Below are 18,499 nucleotides of genomic sequence, written 5' to 3' on the forward strand. Positions count from 1 at the left end.
AAATTGTGAATATCAGTTTAATTTTTGATAGGTACGCCACCAAAGGTCCGGCAATTCGCCTGATGTTGCCGTTTTATAGTCGGCATAGCTGCAGGGTACCAAATGAAAACGCTCATTAGGCGAACCTGCCGACGGGTAGGGCACCTGCATCCACCAACGGTCGGATTTTTTACTTTTTACAAATATTACTTCCTGGTCGTCGTGGGTTAAGCTGGTTTTATAAATAAGGTATTGTGATTTAGGGTTAAGCGGAAAATCGCGCTTACGGTTATAAAAACCGTCAATAAAATACCAGATCATTTGCGCCAGTTGCCAGGCGGTTTGCCCGTTACTGTCATAAGCCGGGTTAAATTCATAAAAACCTATCGAGGTAAGTTTATCATTAAAGCCCGCGTAACGGCAGAGCTGGCAGGCTTCTTCGCCATAAAAACCATTTGGCGTGGCATTGGCATTCCCCATAGCATCGGCAGCCCGGATAGCGCCGATATCGAAGCTCACCATGCTGGCATTGCGGATGGCAGGTTCGGTAACAGCAATATTGCCGCTCAGTTCGCCTAAGCGGTGTACATCAAAATAAAGCTTATCCATTACCCGGAGGCTGTCCTGGCTTACAAAATAGGTTTGGTAGCCAAGGTTGCTGAAGTTAAACAGGTAATTGGGATCATGCAGGAATATTTTGTTGAGATAGGAAGCAGAAGTAGTTTCAATACTTTCGCCGTGATTATCTTCATCCAAATCAAAATGCGAATCGATTACCACCAGGTCAACCTTCTGTTCAAGCTCCTCATAGCCCATATATTGAGCATAGGTAAGATCCTGTCCCCCGCCTAAAATAACCGGGATGATATCTTTTTTGATCAGTTCGGCCACTACAGTTTTAACGGCAAAGTAGGTGTCGGTAACTTTTTCGCCGGCACGAATGTTTCCGAAATCAGCGATTTTTACAGAGTAACCGCCTTCATTTAGCTGGTAAAGTTTTTCACGGATATAATCGGGCGCAAGCGAGCATCCCGGATTGCCAACAGCGTTACGATCATCCATAACACCGATAATGGCAATATCCGTTTTCTCCTCCAGATCAGGGAAATCGACAGAGTAATGCACAATTTTATCGCCAAGCTGGCTGGTATAATAGCCTTTTTTAGGAGCTATCTTTTTAAGATCAATCGGCGTAAAAAAATCAGCTAATGACATAGTGTTTTGATGTGCAAATATGCATATGTGCAAATGTGCGGATTATTTTTTGATGTGCGGATTTCAGATGTGCAAATATGCAGGTACATAAAATCATGTTAATCGCAACATCTAAAATCATATATGCACAATATTATTTGAAATGAGTTACCATCGTGCAAATTTTCACTCACCATTGTGCGAAAATCTGCACATGAGCTTAATATTATCTGAAATGGGATGCCATCGCGCAAATTTTCACACATTCATTGTGCGAAAATCTGCACATTTGCACATCTGAAATCTGCACATTTAAAGGAATGATCTTAATAACGGGCGCAACTGGTTTTCTTGGGACCGAACTGGCAAAACTTTTGGTAACTACCACCGACCGGCGGATCCGTTGTACCAAAAGGGCAAGTTCAGTTATCCCCCAATTGCTGTTGCCTTATCAGGAAAACATCGACTGGGTTGACGCCGATATAATGGATATTTTTGCATTAGCCGATGCTCTTGAAGGTATTACACAAGTTTACCATTGCGCCGCCTGGGTATCATTAAAGCAGGCGGATAAAAAACCGATGATCAATACCAATGTTACGGGGACTGCCAACCTGGTTAATCTTTGCAATGAACGTGGCATAAGGATGGTGCATGTAAGCTCAATTGCTGCTATTGGCGCCGCCAAACCCGGAGAGTTAATTACCGAAAACCACCACCTGGAGCAATCAACAGAAAATGATGGTTATGCCATATCTAAATTGGAAAGCGAAATGGAAGTTTGGCGGGGTATTGCCGAAGGTTTGGACGCTGTTATTGTTAATCCCTCGTTGATAATTGGCGCGAGTGCCGGCACCCAGGGCAGCGGCGCTTTATTCAACACGGTACGTAAGGGGCTTAAATTTTATACCTCGGGCACCATAGGTTTTGTTGATGTAGAAGATGTTGCCAAATGCATGGTAGGTTTAATGAACAGCAATATTACGGCCGAGCGTTATATCATCAGCGCCGAAAACCGGGACTACAAAGGTATGGTTACCGAGATAGCAAAAGGTTTCGGCATCAAGCCGCCCGCTATTTTTGCTAAACCCTGGATGATGGAACTGGCCTGGCGCGGGGCCGCTTTTGTTTCGGCTATAACCGGTGGTGTTCCGGCTATAGATAAAACATCGGCACAAACAGCTTCATTAACCCGCGAGTTTGATAATTCAAAAATAAAAAAAGCGATAGGCTTTGAGTTTAAGCCAATCAGTAAGACGATAGGGGAAATTTGTGAGGCGTTAAAATAATAAGAGCTTTCAATTACCTATAAATTCTACCTGTTCTATCAGCAAATTTTTTCGCACCTTTGCAGCCAAGATGGAACAGTACTTTATTATTGATTTCGACAGCACCTTTACACAGGTTGAGGCCCTTGATGAACTGGCCCGGATCTCTCTAAAAAATCGCCCCGACCGCGAAGATATCTACAAACAGATAGAAGATTTGACCAATGCCTCGATGGAAGGTAAGCTGTCGTTTACCGAAAGTTTAGAGCGCAGGGTGAAATTGCTAAATGCTAACCGCGATCATTTAAAGCAACTGATCAGCCATCTTAAAAAGAAAGTTTCTACTTCTTTTTCGCGGAATACTATCTTCTTTAAAAATCACCAGGACGAGGTGTTGATCGTATCCGGTGGGTTCAAAGAGTTCATTACACCGGTAGTAACCGAGTACCACATTAAAAAAGAAAATATCTACGCCAACACTTTCGTGTTTGACGAGGAAGGCAATATTATAGGTTACGACCGCGAAAACCCGCTTTCGCAGGAAGGTGGCAAGGTAAAGCTGCTGAAAGAGCTTCAGTTACCGGGCGATATCTATGGCATCGGTGATGGTTATTCTGATTTTCAGTTAAAGGAATCGGGTATGATCAAAAAATTCTTCGCTTTTACCGAAAACATCGAACGTAAATCAGTAGCCGAAAAGGCCGACCATATTACCCCAAGCTTTGACGAGTTCCTCTATCTGAATAAACTGCCGCGTGCCATCTCCTACCCTAAAAACCGTATTAAATGTTTGGTTGTGGGCAACGTGGATGAGGATGCCTTAGACCAGCTTAAAAAAGAGGGCTACAACATGCGCCACCGCGACGATGTTGAAGAAAAATATCTTGAGGAAGCCGGTGTGTTATTTTGCGACGAAGAACATCAGCCAAGTGCCGAACAAGTTCAAAATGCAGGCAGGTTAAAGGTGATTGGTATTTTTGGCAAATGTAACCGCAAGCTGGCCGATGCTGCTGCCGAAAACGGGATCATTATATTTGACGACCCAAGGCATAACCCGCACAGTACCGACTTTTTACCCAAAAGGGTGATGGCTTTCATGAACGAAGGTAAAACGCATACCAGCTGTAACTTTCCCGATCTGCAGCCACCGCGCGTTAACAATGCCCACCGTTTAATTCACATCCATAAAAACGTACCGGGGATACTGGCTAAAATTAACGATGTATTTGCCCGCCATAATATTAACATTGTGGGTGAATTCCTGGTTACCAACCCGCAAATAGGTTATGTAATTACCGATGTTAATACAGGCTATGATACTGAAGTATTGAACGAGTTAAAAGCGATTGAGCATACGATTAAGTTCAGGCTTTTATATTAATTTTTCTCTTCAATATAAGGCACAACCAATACAGGGATCAATGATTTGTTGACCACCTGCTCGGCAACGTTGCCTAAAAAGAATTTATCGATACCGGTACGGCGGTGAGTGCCTAAAACTATCAGGTCGGCATTAAACTCCTTACTGCATTCAATAATACCTTCAGCTGTAGATCCGTATTGGGTGAAGTGAGCTATTTCCAGTCCCCCGCCCCATTCTTTTGCCGTCTGATCCAGCAATGCGGCAGAGCGCTCGGTTTGCAATGTTTCTAATTCTGTGCCTGGCAGATTTATATTAGGATCAAATGGCATCCCTCCTAATAAACCCTCCTGGGTATCGGTGGGCACAATAATAGGTTCAACTATGTGTACCAAACCAACTTCGGCATTATAGGTATGGGCTATATCAAAAGCGAACGCCGCTGCATAACGTGAAAATTCGCTTTCATCAATACCGATGAGTATCTTCCTGATCTTCATAATAATATTTATAAGGCTTGTATCCATTATAACAACCTAATACGGATATGTTTTAGCAGTATACTATTTTATTACCTTTGAAGTATGCATTTCTCTCCCGAAATTGAAGACCGGTTAAATCAGCTGCAGGAAAAGTACGAAGCTATGGGCCAGGATATGAACTCATACCTTGATGGCCTGCTTTATGCAGATTTTTTAACCTATTGGGATTATATCCACCTGGATACCCTGCTTAGTTTACAAAACCCTAAAACCCCATTTCCCGACGAGGAGATCTTTATCATTTATCACCAGATAACTGAATTGTATTTTAAGCTTGCCCTGCATGAGTGCAGGCAAATTGCTGAAGCAGCGCCGCTGACAGCCGAGTTTTTTACTGCGCGGTTAAAAAGGATCAACAGGTATTTTGGTGCCTTAACCCACTCGTTCGAGATCATGGTTGATGGTATGGAAAAAGAGCAGTTCCTGAAATTCAGGATGTCGTTGCTGCCGGCAAGCGGTTTCCAATCCGGGCAGTACCGGATGATCGAGATCTACGCTACGGATTTTATAAACCTGGTTGCTAAAGATAAACGTGAGGAACTGCAGCATGCAACTATTGAAGCGCAATTTGAATACCTGTACTGGAAGTTTGGCGCTACCGAACTTTCCACCGGTAAAAAGACTTTGACGCTTAAACAGTTCGAGAAAAAATATTCAAAAACATTTATTGAACTGGGCAAGGCCGCTGTTAAGCATAACTTTAATACGCTGGCTAAACAATTTGAGTCATCATCAGAACTGACTCCTGAATTGCGTAACGAATTGCGCCAGCTGGATATCAATGTCAACGTAAACTGGCCGCTTTCACATTATAAATCGGCGGTGCGTTACCTGAACCGTGAGCCGGAGGATATTAAGGCAACAGGCGGCACTAACTGGCAAAAGTACTTGCCGCCGCGTTTTCAAAAGCGAATCTTTTATCCCTGGGTATGGAGCGAAGAGGAAAAAAAGAACTGGGGTAAGGCCTGGGTTGATGATGTGCTGAGTAGTAATTGAGCCCGGCAATCATATTGTCAAAATGATGTTTTATATGTGATAATCACCATTTAACTATGCAATTTTTTGGTGTAGGCCATAAAAATGCCTAACTTGCCATTTTCTATAATTTATTAATTTTTAATGCCATGACCGAGACATTGGACATCAAGATCAGCAGGACAACTGCTTCCCGTTTGCAGCAAACGGACTTTGACAACTTACCTTTTGGAAAAACATTTTCTGACCACATGTTTGTGGCCGATTACGCGGACGGTGAATGGAAAAATCTCTCGGTCATTCCCTACGGCGAAATTGGTCTAAGCCCTGCAATTTCAGCACTTCATTACGGACAAGCGTTTTTTGAAGGACTGAAAGCCTATAAACATGCGGATGGAAAAATCACCGTTTTCCGCCCTGATAAGAATGCTATCCGTTTCAACAAATCGGCCGAGCGCCTTTGCATGCCAACCCTGCCCGAAGAAATCTTTTTGCAAAGTATAGCTACCCTGGTTGACCTTGACCGCGACTGGGTACCTTCAAAGCCAAACCATGCTTTGTATATCCGCCCGTTCATGTTCGCTACCGATCCTTACCTGGGGGTAACACCGTCTTCAACTTATAAATACATGGTATTGATTGGCCCCGTTGGCCCATACTTTTCAAAACCATTGCGTGTTAAAATTGAAACACACTACACCCGCGCTGCCGAAGGCGGTATGGGTTATGCCAAAGCTGCCGGTAACTACGGAAGCTCCATGCTGCCGGCCCGTAAAGCAACCGAAGAAGGTTTTGATCAACTAATTTGGACTGATGCCAAAGAGCATAAGTTTATTGAAGAAATGGGCGCTGCTAACGCAATGTTCCTGTTAGATGGTAAACTGATCACGGCCGAAGCAAAAGACACGATATTAGATGGTGTAACCCGCGATACCGTTATAGCTTTAGCCAAAGAGTGGGGTATCACTGTTGAGGAACGCAAAGTTTCTGTAGCCGAGATTGTTGAAGGTGCTAAAAATGGTAAACTTACCGATGCCTTTGGTGCCGGTACTGCCGCAACCATAGCCCCTGTAGCTTCAATCAGCTACGAAGGCCAGGAATATTTCCTGAGCGATCCGAAAACACGCGAGTTTTCGAACAAGGTATTTGATACACTGGATGCCATTAAGTATGGTAATGTTCCGGATACGCATAACTGGAATTACCTGGTTAGCGAATAATTATCAGTTAACATAAAACACAAAACGCCCCGGAAAATCCGGGGCGTTTTGTGTTTTATGTTATACTTTGCCGCCGCTCGGCTCAAGCCGAGTGGTTATTATTCCAAGGCCTCCGGCCTGCGTTATCCGGCGGCCGGGAGGCCGCTTAATAGTTGCCACTCGGCTGGAGCCGAGCGGCGGCGTAAACGATGAGGTGGATTAATTTAAAAACTACACCCCACAGCCGGTGTAATCCCTTCTCTATCCATCGTTAACGACGGTTTGCCTTTTTTGAAAGTCACTATCCAGATACTGTCGAAATCACTATCGGGCCATTCCAGGTCTTTAACTTTCATGCCTAAAGCTTTCAGTAAAGGTTTAATTTGATTATGTTCCCATACAATAAGGATGGTGCCTTTTTTTGAGGTAAGCTCTTTAGCGACGCCGTTATCATCCTCTTCTTCAAAATTACTGTTGACGGAGAGATTATATTTTGCAGCAAACGGCGAGATGGTTTGGAACATGCGTACCCTCGCGGTTGATTTGCCCTGGTGCATTGCCGGCACATAAATATGATCGGGCAAACCGAATTTGGCTTTTAAAACCTCGGGTAGTTTAAGCGAGCGGTTAAACCCGGCACACGAAAGGTTATCCCCAACATCGGGCTTTTCGGCATGACGAATGAATACCAGTTTCAGGTTCTTACCCTGGCCGCAGGCGGTCAGGCTTGCCCAACCGACTAATAAAAAAAATAAAAATGATCTTTTTAGCATGTCGGTTATTTTTTAGCGTGTTATTCTACTGAAACTGTTAAGCCCTCCTGCTGGAGGATCTTCCGGTAGATCTCCATTTCGGTAAAAGAGCCTTCCAGTACGGCGCATTTGCCTTCGTTATGTACTTTCCATGCTATCTTTTCGGCTTGGGGTTCAGAGTAATCCAGGTATTTCATCATACAATGGATCACGTGGTCAAAAGTGTTAAAATCATCGTTCCAGAGTATTAAACGATGCATCTCTTTAAGTCCTGCAAGTAACTCTTCGAGGGTAAATGTTTCTTCCTGTACTTCAGTTGGCATACGTAACTACAAATTTACTCAAAAACAATAATAAAAGTATTAAAATCGTGTTCCATGGTCTTAAAAATCATGTTACATAAAACCCCTAAAAAACTTCACATGAAAAAAGCATCCCCGGCTTTTGTTTTAGCATTAACTGCACAACTTTTGGCAGCTCATCATTCATCGGCCCAAAGTACTAAAAACAGCTTACAGGGCCCGCCCGCTAATATTAACATTGATGGCGATCTGAAAGAATGGGGCGACAGCCTGCGTTATTACAACGAAGAGAAGAGGCTGAACTACGCGCTGGCCAATGATAAGGATTACCTGTATGCCGCTATCCGCATTAGCGACAGGCTTGATAAGATGAAAGTATTAAATGCAGGGATTACAATAAGCATTGATCCTAAAGGGAAAAAGAAAGATAGTTTTATGCTTACTTTTCCGTTGGCAGCCCCGGATGAAAAGCCGGAGTTTGCCAGGCCAAAAGATGATAACGGCGAAATTACCCAGGCCGACCGTGACGAGCTGATGCGCGAGCGGATAACTAAGCTGCGATATATTAAGGTTGTTGGGTTTAAGGATATTGATGGCGATATGATCACCACATCAAACACCTACGGCATTAAAACAGCCATAAATTACGATGCGAATGGCGATTTGGTTTATGAAGCGGCCATACCCTTAAGCTTTTTCCACGCCGGTAACGATGCTTTTAAAAATGAGTGGGCTTTTAATTTTAAGATCAACGGTTTCCAGCGACCGGCAGGCACAGGTGGGGGCGAGCAAGACGGTGGCAGCTTTGACGGCGGTGGTGGTCGCGGCGGACGAGGTGGAATGGGCGGCGGTGGTGGCCGTGGTGGAAGAGGCAGTCGCGGTGGCATGGGAGGCGGCGCAGGCCGTGGTGCGGCGGGCGGTTCAGGCGAGATGTCAAAATCTGTTGATTTTTGGGAGAAGTATTATTTGAGCAGTAAATAAGTTTGCTCGCCAAAAATAAAGTCCGAAAGAGATAAACATTAGCATTGCTTAAATCTTTCGGACTTACCGACTTCGGGCTTCCGGCTTAATATCATTCCACCTTATATCTGTAAACCTGCCTTCCTAAATTGCCATCAACATCAATACCTTCAATTATTACCCGGTACGTGCCCTTTGCATCGGCGTTAAAAAAATTCATCGATGTATTGCCGTCCTTATCTGTTAACAAGCCTGGTGCCCAGTAAATGGTGCTGCGAAGGTCCTGCATTTGGGCATTGGTTTTAGGATCATCATATTTAGGCGAATAAAATTCGCGCGCTTTATAATATCCCTTAGGAGCATAGGTTACAATGCCCGGCGCGTATCTATTGTAAACACTTTCACCGCCGCGCTTGGTTGTAATAACCAAAAGGCCGCCAGCTCCCCTTGATCCATAAATTGCCGTATTGCCAATACTTCGTAAAGATTCAATAGTGGCAATATCGTTTACATTTAAGTTATCCAGGAAATCGCTTCCCACATAGGTTCCATCAAGTATAATTTGCATCGGGTTACCCGGACTGCGGGTTGAATAGGGGATACCACCGCGGAATATTACACCTGTTAGCCGGCCTTGTAAGATTTGAGAAAGCTGGCCTCCGCCATACATCAGGTCTTTACTGGTAAGTGTTTGGTCGGCATTGCCCGGCCCGTTAAGGTTGGCCGAATTTTTAAAAGGGTTTTCCCGTTTCTCGCGGATCACTACTTCCTTTAATACGATAGTGTGGTTGCCAATACCGTATTTTACCTGTTCGTCATAAAGCTTCTTACTGTTTAAAAGGTAGGCCGATGCGCCATCGTTGATGTTGACCTGGATATCGGGTGCGTTTTTATTAGGCCCAACGGGTTGCGGGGTTACGTTGTCAAGCGTGATATCGAGATTTTTGCGGTCTTTAGCAGTACGTGCTTGGATCACAAATTTGATACTGTCTCTAAAAACAAGATCTTTAAAAGTAAACTTACCTTCGGCATCAGCCACGGTATCCATAATAAAAGTACCTCCCGATGTTGAAAAAAGGGTGACTTTGCCGTTTGGTACCGGTTTGCCCCCAAAAGTTTTAAGATGGCCTGTTACCTCCAATGATTTTTCGGGCTTGAAGACTATGGGGGTAAATTTATCGGCAAGCAGCTGTTTCCATTCAAAGCGATGGTAGCCCTGGGTAAGCATCAGTGCATCAAGGTTGTCCTTGGTTTCGTTACTTACATTAGTAAAGTAATAGTTCGGTTTTTCAATATACCCTTTCAGATCGGAGGTGAGCAGCAGTGTTGAAAATATAGAACTTTCATTTGCTTCATCAGTAGTAACTTTTGATTCATCAATAACCGATGCCGAAAAACTACCCACAACGGGTTTATTCTCACTGTTTTTAGCGTTGAGATTAATAGTAACTTTTTCGCGGGGTTTATAGTTCTGTTTTTCGGAACTAACGGCAAGCTTAAGCTGATCTGAGTTTTGAACAAAGATGAGGCGCTCGTTCAAAGGCTCACCGGTTGCCGAAAACAGCGTGAACTGTATAATGCCCGATGGGAATTTATTTTTAGGGATGGCAGCCGAAAAGGATGTTGCCCCATCCTTACTTTTGCCTGCATAACAAAGCTCACCGCCCGATTGCGCTATCAGCGTTAAACCCGATAATGAGGCTGTACCGTTACCGGTGTTTTTACCAGGGATGATGGATACAAATACCTTGTCGTCGCGCATGCTGTTGACACTTAATACATAGCCATTATCAACTGCCTTGGGCAAATCAAAAACACCTTCAGAGCCATCGGCATAAGTAATGTGCGCTTTATAAGTTTTACCACTTTCAGGCTCAAAGGTTATAGTACCCATGCCAAAATGGCTATCGCCCAATGGCGCAACCTGGTTGTTTTGATCGTCGGCAATAAAGCCTTTAATATCAACCCCTACTCCATCGGCTCCAACGGCTTTAAAAGCTACCTTTTCAAAAACACCATTAATTAAACTTCCGCTCTCCGGGAAAAACTGAACATCAACCTTATTTGATAGCGTTTTTATGGGCACGGCTTTCGCAACAGTATGTTTTTCATCAAGCTTCACTTCGGTATTAATATGGCCGGATGTTATTGCAACGGCCTGATTAGTAGTAAAACCGGCTGTTAGGTTCCCTTTATCATCAGTTATACCTTTCCCCCGGGAGATTGATTTTCCGTTTATTTCAACTTCATAGCTTACTGGTTTATTAACGTAGGCTACACCATTCAGGTCGGTATAGGTAATTACGGCAGTCACCTTTGGTTTACCATTTAAGGTACTGTAGCTATAGGCTGTTTTGGTGAAAACCTTGTTGCTGATGCCATTTACCACAGTGATGGTTTTATTGAAGAAATAAGCTTCGCCTTCGTTTCGCATCCAGTTGGTATAAGCGCGGATGCGGTAATTTCCTTCAGTCATGCTATCGGCCAGGGCAAAATCGCCCGCGGCGAGGCCGGCTGTTAACGGCAGTTTAAGGCTGCGTTTTACCGAATCGTTATCATCAATAAGGTCAACATTCAGGGTTTCGCTATAAGCCGAAAGCTTATGCTCACTGCCTATAGTAACATAGGCTTTAAACCAGATATCCTCGCCAATGGCATAATAGGGCTTATCAAAGTGCAGGTAAACTTTTTCCTGCGGATGATCGGTGCGCCATTTATCAAGCTGGGCAATGATTTTTGTTACCAGTTCATCGTCGGGTTTTATAAAAGCTAAGGTAGCACCGGCAATTAAGGTGATCAGGATTCCAACCGATAGGCGTTTTAGGTTCATAGAAAGATAAATCTTGAACTACCAAGATACGCAAAAAAAGTACCAAGTCATATTAAGTCTGAAGTTCGAAGTCTTTAGTCGAAAGTTTGACTTATATTTTCTACTTGGTACTTAAGACTCCCGACTTAAGACTTGTGGCTTAAACCTACCACTTATTCTTCCACATCATGCTTTCAACAGGACGTGTAGTAGGATTGTTGTATTTGGCGTTGGCCTTACTGTTGTACAGTGTTTCAATCTCGCCCTCAACTACAAAATAAATAAGCTGGCCAATGGGCATACCGGCGTAAATGCGCACCGGCTGGGCACATGAAATTTCAAGTGTCCAGGTATTGCAGAAACCAACATCACCTTTACCCGCTGTTGCGTGAATATCGATACCTAAACGCCCTGTGCTTGATTTGCCCTCTAAAAACGGAACATGCCGGTGTGTTTCGGTGTACTCCATCGTTACGCCCAGGTAAAGGGTATTGGGCTGAAGCACAAAGCCATCCTTCGGAATTTCAAAGCCATCTATCTCATTATGAACTTTGGCATCAAGCACCCGGCTACGGTAAGTAGCTAAATATTTGCCCAAATGAACGTCGTACGAGTTAGTGCCCAGGTATTCGCGGTTAAATGGTTCAATAATAATATGGCCTTGTTCAATTTCTTCGAGGATGCGCTTATCAGATAGTATCATACAGGCAGGTTATTGCTGGCGCTAAATTATGAAAATTAGCCTAATCGGCGCCGGCTTTTATAAACAATATTGACCGGTGAAATGCGTTCAGATAGCGCAGAAACAATTCCTAAACCTGATAAGGTTCAGCCGATTACGAATATGTAGCTGCGCTGATATTATTTAATTTTTTTTGACATATGTTTGCAACCTATTTTGCAATTTTACTTTTATGGCGATAGCATACAGGCAGCGTATTGATGATGACACTGAGTTTGCACTCTGGCGTATCGAGGAGGAGGCTACAGACCTGTACAGCCAATTGCAACTTGATCAGCAGGAAAAGGATTTTGTAGAAAGCCTGAGCAATGGCAAGCGCCACCTGCACTGGCTGGGTACCCGCGTGCTGCTGCGTAAAATGCTCCGTACCGATGAGTATATTGATTGTAAAGTTGATGAGCATGGCAAGCCTTACCTGGTAAACCTCCCTTACCACATCTCCTTAAGCCATTCGTTTGATTATGCCGCTGTGATGATCAGCAAAACATATAAGGTTGGGATTGATATTGAGCAGATTAAGCAAAAAGTTGAGCGCATTGCCAACAAGTTTATGCGTAAGGAAGAGTTGAAATTTATAAATGGCCCGCAAAAAATTGAACAACTATATGTTTGCTGGTGCGCCAAGGAGGCTGTTTATAAATGTAACGGGCAAAAAGAGGTTTCATTTGCCGATAACATTTTTTTGGAGCCTTTCCAGTTTGAGCATCATGGCGTGGTGAATGCGCAATTGAATAAAAAAGATACCACCATTGATTATACAGTAGGCTATCTGCAATATGAAGATTATATGATAGGGTACGTAAAGGGCGAGTAATGAAAAACAAGAAAGTATTTTTTCAGGATTGGGGCCTGGTTGATTATCAGCAGGCCTGGGATAAACAGGAAACCCTTTTTAGTGAAACGGTTAAAACTAAAATAGACAACCGTAATCGTGAAACGGCTTACGAAGCAGCTGCTAAAAACGCAGGGACTGCTGTAGCCTACGATACTATCGAAGCCGACGAAACTTTTAACTATCTGGTATTTTGCGAGCACCCGCACGTGTATACCCTGGGTAAAAGCGGCAAGCCCGAGCATCTATTGTTAGATGAGGCAGGCTTGAAAGAAAAGCAGGCTGTTTATTACCCGATAAACAGGGGCGGTGATATTACCTATCATGGGCCGGGGCAAATTGTTTCATACCCGATACTGGACCTTGATAATTTTTTTACTGATATACACCTGTACCTGCGTACGCTGGAAGAAGCAGTGATCCTTACCCTCGCCGATTTTGGCTTGCAGGCCGGTCGTTATGAAGGTTATACCGGCGTATGGTTTGATGCCGATAATGACAAAGCCCGTAAAATATGCGCCATGGGCGTACGCTGCAGTCGCTGGGTAACCATGCATGGCCTCGCGCTTAATGTAAATACCGATCTGAGCTATTTTAAAAACATAGTGCCCTGCGGTATTGACGATAAGGCTGTTACCTCCATGCAGCAGGAACTTGGGTATGAGGTTGATATTAATGAAGTAAAAAAAATCCTTAAACACCATATTTCCGTACTTTTTGGTATGGAGATATTATAATGAAGGGAATAATTTTCAGTTTACTCACAGCAATTACATTATCGGCCTGTGCAGGCAAAAACACACCGGCGCCGGTTAGCTATAATAATCCCCCGCCAAAACCAGTTACCGTGATACAGGATACCCTAACATACCTTGCCCTCGGCGATTCATATACCATAGGCCAGTCTGTGCCCCCTGAACAGGCATTTCCTAATCAACTGGCTAACCAGTTACAAGGCCTCAAAGTAAATACGCCGACTATCATAGCCCGCACCGGCTGGACAACCGATCAACTCATTGAAGCTATTGATCAAAGCAGCATCAAAAGCAATACTTATGATGTAGTCACACTGCTGATAGGTGTAAATGATCAATATGATGGCTTAAGCCAGGAAAATTACCGCGTTAAGTTTGAGCAGGTTTTAAATACGGCCATCAAATTTGCTGAGGGTATCAGCGAGCATGTGTTTGTGCTGTCTATCCCCGACTATGGTGTTACACCTTTTGCTCAAGGGCAGGATGCCGCTATCGGCCCTGAGATAGATCAGTTCAATGATATTAACCGTAAAATAAGTGCTAATGCAAAGGTTAATTATGTTGAAATAACAGGGATCTCCAAACTGGCCGCCAATGATCTTACCTTATTGGCTGATGATGGTTTGCATCCATCCGGTAAAATGTATGGAATGTGGGTTGATAAACTGAAGGCGGCAGTAAGGGCTATTTTTGCTAAAAAATAAGATTTGCTTTTCGACGACAATTGTCGTAAATCTATGGTCAATTTACAATAAAGGCCATGAGTACTCCAAAACCCTATAAATTTCTTGATGATGATGAGGTTAATTTAACCTTCATGGTAAGGGAGGGCATATCATTTCCTTATCTTACCAAATTATCAAATCATATCCATTTTAATATTGATGACTGGGCTTCGTACCTTCATCTTTCCGAGCGAACTATTCAACGTTATAAAAAGGAAAACAAAACCTTTGATCCCATATATTCTGAAAAGATAATCATGATTGAATTACTCTATAAAAGGGGTATTGAGGTTTTTGGCGATGAAAATAATTTTTACGCCTGGATGGATTATAAAAGCATCCCCCTGGGCGGAGTAAAGCCTAAAGAACTTTTGGATACAGCCTTTGGGATCAATATGATCCGCGATGAGTTGGGGCGCATTGAACATGGCATACTTGCATGATCGTTTATCGCTTAAGTAAGCAGGCTTACATTCATGACTTGAGCGGCAGGGGGCTGAACTAAACGGCGGGCGCTGGAACAGTAAAGGAACTGCTGTAGTTTATACCTCTTCGTCACGCGCATTGGCAGTACTTGAAGTTGCTGTACATACACCGTTTGGATTTATGCCTGCTGATTATTTTATGGCGACTATTGAGCTGCCTGATAATGCAGATATTTTTAAGCCTGACATTGATCAGTTGCCCGAAAAGTGGAATAGTAACCCCCTGATCAAAGCAACACAGCAAATTGAGGAAAGCTTTGTGAAAGCCAACAAATATTTAGCGCTCCAGGTACCATCCGCCACTGTTACCGGCGATTTTAACTACCTGCTCAACCCTTTACACTCCGATTTTAAAGCCGTAAAAATTATTAATATCGAGGATTAACTAACCTCCAGCCTCTAATCACTAACATCTACTTCACGCTCTTACGCTGCACAATAAAATATCCTGCCACAAATACTACAACTGCTATAGCCATACTTACAAATACATCTTTAGTGAAAACATCTATCTGTAACTGGTTAGCAGGATCACCATGATTATTTTTCAGCATGCTGCTGATGGCGGCCATGGGGTGTGCATATGGAAACAGGTAGCTATATTCCCAGCCTTTTGAAGCAGCTACAACACCGGCTATAGTACATATAAAACCAATCCCCATCGGCTTTAAAAAATCGGCCCAAAATAAACTGAGTAAAAACTGAATGGAGAGGATCCCTAATGATGATAAAAACAATTTAAAATAGATCTGTGCCAGTTCTTTCTCCATGTGGAAATTATCGAACCGTAACTCTGGCTTTACGATGCTTAACAAATTGCCGAAACCAATGGTAAACAGCACAAACAATGCAAGACAAAGAAATACAAGGAAAACCGCATAAAAAAATTTAGCCGCATAAACCGACCAGCGGGGGATTGGCAGATTAAACAAGGTTTTCCAGGTATCGGCCCGGTGTTCGATACTGTTTACGGAGTATGCTATAAATATGATATACATTGGCAGCACCAATGAGCCCATGATACCCAAAATAGCACCAGCAAACTGTAGCCAAAGCATCATCGGCGGCATTGACACCAACTTTTCACTTTTGGTATAAAATCCCACGAACAGCAAAACCCCTATAAATAAAGGAAGCATTACAGAGGCCCAGAAACCAAGCGTTTTACGGCTTTTGTAAAACTCCGAACGGAATGACAGTATAAATCCTTTCATGGCTTAGGCGCTTTGGGTGATATCTAAAAATAGTTTTTCCAGGTCCTTTTGTTGTTTACTGATGCTGTAAACCGTTTGCCCGTTTTTATTGAGCAGTGCGTTGATCTCGCCCATTTGCTGTTTGGAGATGTAGGGTACCAGTAAATGCTCGTCGGTTACTTCGGTAACATTAATATGGTGGCGGGTTAAAAGGTTGGCGGCGTCAACGGTATTTTCGGCATCAACGCGCACCAGTGGTTTGCTGATGGCCTGCAGGTCGGCAACACTGCCCTGAAAAAGCATTGCGCCGTTATTTATAATGCCCACATGCGTGGCCATCCGTTCAATCTCACCAAGCAAATGGCTTGATATAAAAACAGTTTTGCCATGTTGGGCAACAAGCTTTTTCAAAAGCTCGCGGATCTCGATGATACCGTTTGGGTCGAGGCCGTTGGTTGGCTCATCCAAAATCAACAATTTAGGATCGGCCAGCAGGGCCAGCGCAATACCGAGGCGCTGCTTCATCCCTAATGAATATTGCCCGGCCTTTTTATTGGCGGCGGCGGTTAGCTGTACCAGGTCAAGCATATCTTCAACGCGCTGGGCAGGCACCTGCAATAATAAGGCCCTGTTCAATAAATTTTCCCTCCCGGTTAAGTGTTGGTATAAAGCAGGCTGTTCGATAAGCGAACCTATTTGCGAAAGTATGCTGATGCGGTTTGTTTTGATATCCTGCTCAAAAATGTGGATGTTACCTGCATCGGGTTTTAACAGGTTAAGCAGGAGTTTGATGGTAGTGGTTTTCCCGGCGCCGTTGGGACCGAGAAAACCATATATACTTCCTTCCGGAACTTGCAGCGCCAGTGAATTAACTACCTGCTGCTTACCAAAGGTGAAGGAAAGGCCTTCGGTAGTAATTACCATATGTTATTGTTTTTTGCTATTGAGCAAACAGTTTTAACCATTACAAAACCTTTGTGAAACAATGAGGTAGCATGTACTGCTGTGCGGCCAATTATTGCTGTTTCCTTTTTTTGCTCGAACTGGTAGCTTACACCCAAAATAAGGGCAAACATTACCGGGATCAATAACATGATAAAAGGATTTGAATTTTTGATAAGCGTTTTCATTGTGAGTGGTGATTTTATACAACAAAGGAATATTAAAAAAATAACCTGCTAAAATCATTTAGACCAACACACTTTGTTTATAGATGAACGCTTTTATGCACCTTTTAACCAGTTCATCGATAATAAAAGCCAGTTCATCGAAAAAATGGGCCGCTATATATAAATAACAGGCCGATATCATTATCAAAATATTAAATTAGATGCCACACCCCTAAACATAAAAGGGATTTAAAAACAGCGAATGGAGGCTTCATTACCATTACCTAAATCCAGAACCGGAATAAAAACCGCCTGGATAATTTTTTGGCACCTGTTTTTCTGGGCGGCCATTATATCCTTTTTTGTTTTTTTGGCCCGGCTTAATGATGCCATGCTTAGTACCAAGGAGTTACTAGTGATTTTTTTGCTTTATCCTACTATTAATATCAGCTTATTTTATCTTAACTACCTGGTTTTTATACCTAAATTTCTAAATAAAAAACGCTACTGGCAATACGCCACCTTTGTGCTTACAAGCATCATAGTTTACGGCGTAGCCAAATACGGCGTGGGGCTTTTATTTAAAGATATTGTACTGGTGCATCAAAAAGGTCATGTCACCAGTTTTGCTACTTATTTCTACAGCAGTATTTTTACCAGCCTTATATTTGTATTTTTGAGCACTGCACTAAAATTCAGTACAGACTGGTTCCTGAATGAACGCATCCAGCGCGACCTGGAAAATCAGCGCCTTATTGCCGAGCTGGCTTTTCTGAAATCGCAGATCAACCCGCATTTTTTATTTAACTCCTTAAACAGTATTTATTCACTGGCCTATCAGCGCTCAGAAACTACCCCCGAGGCTATTTTAAAGCTTTCGGAAATTATGCGTTATATGCTGTATGAATGTAACGATAACAAGGTTGATCTGAGCAAAGAACTTCAATACCTTCAAAACTATATCGACCTGCAAAAGATCCGCTTTGGCAGTAAGGCCTTTATTGATTTTAAGGTAGATGGCAATATCACCGATCAAAAAATAGAACCTTTGCTACTGATCGCTTTTATCGAAAACGCTTTTAAGCATGGCGTTGCAAATGATATCAACTCACCTATAAAGCTACTTATTAACGTGGCGGATGGTAAACTGCATTTCTACATCCAAAATAAAAAACATAACAATAACCGTGATGCTGTAGGTGGAATTGGCTTGATAAATGTGCAGCGCCGGCTCAACCTGCTTTACCCCAACAGGTACTCTTTAAAAATAAGGGATGAAGAATATACTTACACCTGCGAATTATCAATAGATTTATAG

The 18,499-nt window shown here is 43.0% G+C and carries 19 protein-coding genes and 1 pseudogene; 11 read left to right on the plus strand and 9 right to left on the minus strand.

The genetic code is table 11. The features are described 5' to 3' along the window. Window positions 1–12 precede the first annotated feature (12 nt). Window positions 13–1,194, minus strand: a complete 1,182-nt coding sequence (locus FHW88_RS11290; protein ID WP_176625471.1) for a formimidoylglutamase — start codon at window positions 1,192–1,194, stop codon at window positions 13–15. Between the two features lie 299 nt (window positions 1,195–1,493). Between FHW88_RS11290 and FHW88_RS11295 the strand changes: the two genes are divergently transcribed. Together FHW88_RS11295 and FHW88_RS11300 are read left to right on the plus strand one after the other, a co-directional pair. After that, on the plus strand, window positions 1,494–2,462 hold the full coding sequence (locus tag FHW88_RS11295) for an NAD-dependent epimerase/dehydratase family protein (RefSeq protein WP_176625473.1): 969 nt from the start codon (window positions 1,494–1,496) through the stop codon (window positions 2,460–2,462). Between the two features lie 70 nt (window positions 2,463–2,532). Beyond that, entirely contained in the window at window positions 2,533–3,822 is a 1,290-nt protein-coding gene (locus tag FHW88_RS11300; RefSeq protein ID WP_090530777.1) for an HAD-IB family phosphatase, read from the plus strand. Here the strand turns inward: FHW88_RS11300 and FHW88_RS11305 are convergent. Then, entirely contained in the window at window positions 3,819–4,301 is a 483-nt protein-coding gene (locus tag FHW88_RS11305; protein ID WP_175490033.1) for a universal stress protein, read from the minus strand. The genes FHW88_RS11300 and FHW88_RS11305 overlap by 4 nt on opposite strands. Before the next feature lie 84 nt (window positions 4,302–4,385). Between FHW88_RS11305 and FHW88_RS11310 the strand changes: the two genes are divergently transcribed. Both FHW88_RS11310 and FHW88_RS11315 read left to right on the plus strand, forming a co-directional pair. Beyond that, window positions 4,386–5,339: a tryptophan 2,3-dioxygenase family protein gene (locus tag FHW88_RS11310; RefSeq protein ID WP_176625475.1), complete on the plus strand. Its 954-nt coding sequence runs from the start codon at window positions 4,386–4,388 to the stop codon at window positions 5,337–5,339. Window positions 5,340–5,467: 128 nt separating this feature from the next. Beyond that, window positions 5,468–6,538: a branched-chain amino acid aminotransferase gene (locus tag FHW88_RS11315; RefSeq protein ID WP_090530786.1), complete on the plus strand. Its 1,071-nt coding sequence runs from the start codon at window positions 5,468–5,470 to the stop codon at window positions 6,536–6,538. 203 nt (window positions 6,539–6,741) lie between these two features. Here the strand turns inward: FHW88_RS11315 and FHW88_RS11320 are convergent, their stop codons facing one another. After that, window positions 6,742–7,290 carry a histidine phosphatase family protein gene (locus FHW88_RS11320; RefSeq protein WP_218117185.1) on the minus strand — a complete coding sequence of 183 codons (549 nt, stop codon included), beginning with the start codon at window positions 7,288–7,290 and terminating at the stop codon, window positions 6,742–6,744. Window positions 7,291–7,310: 20 nt separating this feature from the next. Continuing rightward, window positions 7,311–7,592 (minus strand): ATP-dependent Clp protease adaptor ClpS, encoded by a 282-nt coding sequence (locus FHW88_RS11325; RefSeq protein ID WP_090530789.1) that lies wholly within the window; start codon window positions 7,590–7,592, stop codon window positions 7,311–7,313. Between the two features lie 99 nt (window positions 7,593–7,691). On the opposite strand from FHW88_RS11325, the gene FHW88_RS11330 reads away from it, so the two are divergent. After that, a complete protein-coding gene (locus tag FHW88_RS11330; protein WP_176625477.1) occupies window positions 7,692–8,552 on the plus strand; it encodes a hypothetical protein in 861 nt (286 codons plus the stop codon). A gap of 91 nt (window positions 8,553–8,643) precedes the next feature. Here FHW88_RS11330 and FHW88_RS11335 read toward each other — a convergent pair whose 3' ends face one another. Together FHW88_RS11335 and dcd are read right to left on the minus strand one after the other, a co-directional pair. Further along, window positions 8,644–11,361, minus strand: a complete 2,718-nt coding sequence (locus FHW88_RS11335) for a TonB-dependent receptor (RefSeq protein WP_176625479.1) — start codon at window positions 11,359–11,361, stop codon at window positions 8,644–8,646. A gap of 145 nt (window positions 11,362–11,506) precedes the next feature. Continuing rightward, window positions 11,507–12,043 carry a dCTP deaminase gene (gene dcd, locus FHW88_RS11340; RefSeq protein ID WP_090530796.1) on the minus strand — a complete coding sequence of 179 codons (537 nt, stop codon included), beginning with the start codon at window positions 12,041–12,043 and terminating at the stop codon, window positions 11,507–11,509. Window positions 12,044–12,254: 211 nt separating this feature from the next. On the opposite strand from dcd, the gene FHW88_RS11345 reads away from it, so the two are divergent. The 5 genes and pseudogenes from FHW88_RS11345 to FHW88_RS11365 form a co-directional block, all read left to right on the plus strand. Further along, window positions 12,255–12,896, plus strand: coding sequence for a 4'-phosphopantetheinyl transferase family protein (locus FHW88_RS11345; RefSeq protein WP_090530799.1), 642 nt, complete (start codon window positions 12,255–12,257; stop codon window positions 12,894–12,896). After that, window positions 12,896–13,651 (plus strand): lipoyl(octanoyl) transferase LipB, encoded by a 756-nt coding sequence (gene lipB, locus FHW88_RS11350; RefSeq protein ID WP_090530804.1) that lies wholly within the window; start codon window positions 12,896–12,898, stop codon window positions 13,649–13,651. The genes FHW88_RS11345 and lipB overlap by 1 nt, the downstream gene beginning before the upstream one ends. Beyond that, on the plus strand, window positions 13,651–14,373 hold the full coding sequence (locus FHW88_RS11355; RefSeq protein ID WP_217633173.1) for an SGNH/GDSL hydrolase family protein: 723 nt from the start codon (window positions 13,651–13,653) through the stop codon (window positions 14,371–14,373). The genes lipB and FHW88_RS11355 overlap by 1 nt, the downstream gene beginning before the upstream one ends. A 56-nt stretch (window positions 14,374–14,429) precedes the next feature. Next, entirely contained in the window at window positions 14,430–14,837 is a 408-nt protein-coding gene (locus FHW88_RS11360) for an antitoxin Xre/MbcA/ParS toxin-binding domain-containing protein (RefSeq protein WP_090530807.1), read from the plus strand. A 109-nt stretch (window positions 14,838–14,946) separates the two neighbouring features. Next, a pseudogene (locus FHW88_RS11365) lies at window positions 14,947–15,264 on the plus strand (RES family NAD+ phosphorylase); the annotation flags it as partial. Between the two features lie 28 nt (window positions 15,265–15,292). On the opposite strand, the gene FHW88_RS11370 reads toward FHW88_RS11365, so the two are convergent. Genes FHW88_RS11370 through FHW88_RS11380 form a run of 3 tightly spaced genes read right to left on the minus strand, consistent with a single transcriptional unit; the run spans window position 15,293 to window position 17,202 of the window. Beyond that, window positions 15,293–16,093, minus strand: coding sequence for an ABC transporter permease (locus FHW88_RS11370; RefSeq protein WP_090530810.1), 801 nt, complete (start codon window positions 16,091–16,093; stop codon window positions 15,293–15,295). A gap of 3 nt (window positions 16,094–16,096) precedes the next feature. Further along, complete coding sequence (locus FHW88_RS11375) at window positions 16,097–16,996, minus strand: ABC transporter ATP-binding protein (protein WP_090530812.1); 900 nt, start codon at window positions 16,994–16,996, stop codon at window positions 16,097–16,099. Continuing rightward, the gene (locus FHW88_RS11380; RefSeq protein WP_090530816.1) at window positions 16,990–17,202 is read right to left on the minus strand and encodes a hypothetical protein; all 213 of its coding nucleotides are present in this window, start codon (window positions 17,200–17,202) and stop codon (window positions 16,990–16,992) included. The genes FHW88_RS11375 and FHW88_RS11380 overlap by 7 nt, the downstream gene beginning before the upstream one ends. Window positions 17,203–17,443: 241 nt before the next feature. Here FHW88_RS11380 and FHW88_RS11385 point away from each other — a divergent pair, with 241 nt between their 5' ends. Continuing rightward, window positions 17,444–18,499, plus strand: coding sequence for a sensor histidine kinase (locus FHW88_RS11385; protein ID WP_090530821.1), 1,056 nt, complete (start codon window positions 17,444–17,446; stop codon window positions 18,497–18,499).

Origin of the sequence: Mucilaginibacter sp. SG538B (assembly GCF_013376065.1) — a bacterium.
Lineage (GTDB): Bacteria > Bacteroidota > Bacteroidia > Sphingobacteriales > Sphingobacteriaceae > Mucilaginibacter > Mucilaginibacter rubeus.

Coding starts and splice junctions, on each gene's coding strand:
- FHW88_RS11290 (WP_176625471.1), bottom strand. CDS start 1,194: ATGTCATTAGCTGATTTTTTTACGCCGATTGATCTTAAAAAGATAGCT.
- FHW88_RS11295 (WP_176625473.1), top strand. CDS start 1,494: ATGATCTTAATAACGGGCGCAACTGGTTTTCTTGGGACCGAACTGGCA.
- FHW88_RS11300 (WP_090530777.1), top strand. CDS start 2,533: ATGGAACAGTACTTTATTATTGATTTCGACAGCACCTTTACACAGGTT.
- FHW88_RS11305 (WP_175490033.1), bottom strand. CDS start 4,301: ATGAAGATCAGGAAGATACTCATCGGTATTGATGAAAGCGAATTTTCA.
- FHW88_RS11310 (WP_176625475.1), top strand. CDS start 4,386: ATGCATTTCTCTCCCGAAATTGAAGACCGGTTAAATCAGCTGCAGGAA.
- FHW88_RS11315 (WP_090530786.1), top strand. CDS start 5,468: ATGACCGAGACATTGGACATCAAGATCAGCAGGACAACTGCTTCCCGT.
- FHW88_RS11320 (WP_218117185.1), bottom strand. CDS start 7,290: ATGCTAAAAAGATCATTTTTATTTTTTTTATTAGTCGGTTGGGCAAGC.
- FHW88_RS11325 (WP_090530789.1), bottom strand. CDS start 7,592: ATGCCAACTGAAGTACAGGAAGAAACATTTACCCTCGAAGAGTTACTT.
- FHW88_RS11330 (WP_176625477.1), top strand. CDS start 7,692: ATGAAAAAAGCATCCCCGGCTTTTGTTTTAGCATTAACTGCACAACTT.
- FHW88_RS11335 (WP_176625479.1), bottom strand. CDS start 11,361: ATGAACCTAAAACGCCTATCGGTTGGAATCCTGATCACCTTAATTGCC.
- dcd (WP_090530796.1), bottom strand. CDS start 12,043: ATGATACTATCTGATAAGCGCATCCTCGAAGAAATTGAACAAGGCCAT.
- FHW88_RS11345 (WP_090530799.1), top strand. CDS start 12,255: ATGGCGATAGCATACAGGCAGCGTATTGATGATGACACTGAGTTTGCA.
- lipB (WP_090530804.1), top strand. CDS start 12,896: ATGAAAAACAAGAAAGTATTTTTTCAGGATTGGGGCCTGGTTGATTAT.
- FHW88_RS11355 (WP_217633173.1), top strand. CDS start 13,651: ATGAAGGGAATAATTTTCAGTTTACTCACAGCAATTACATTATCGGCC.
- FHW88_RS11360 (WP_090530807.1), top strand. CDS start 14,430: ATGAGTACTCCAAAACCCTATAAATTTCTTGATGATGATGAGGTTAAT.
- FHW88_RS11370 (WP_090530810.1), bottom strand. CDS start 16,093: ATGAAAGGATTTATACTGTCATTCCGTTCGGAGTTTTACAAAAGCCGT.
- FHW88_RS11375 (WP_090530812.1), bottom strand. CDS start 16,996: ATGGTAATTACTACCGAAGGCCTTTCCTTCACCTTTGGTAAGCAGCAG.
- FHW88_RS11380 (WP_090530816.1), bottom strand. CDS start 17,202: ATGAAAACGCTTATCAAAAATTCAAATCCTTTTATCATGTTATTGATC.
- FHW88_RS11385 (WP_090530821.1), top strand. CDS start 17,444: ATGGAGGCTTCATTACCATTACCTAAATCCAGAACCGGAATAAAAACC.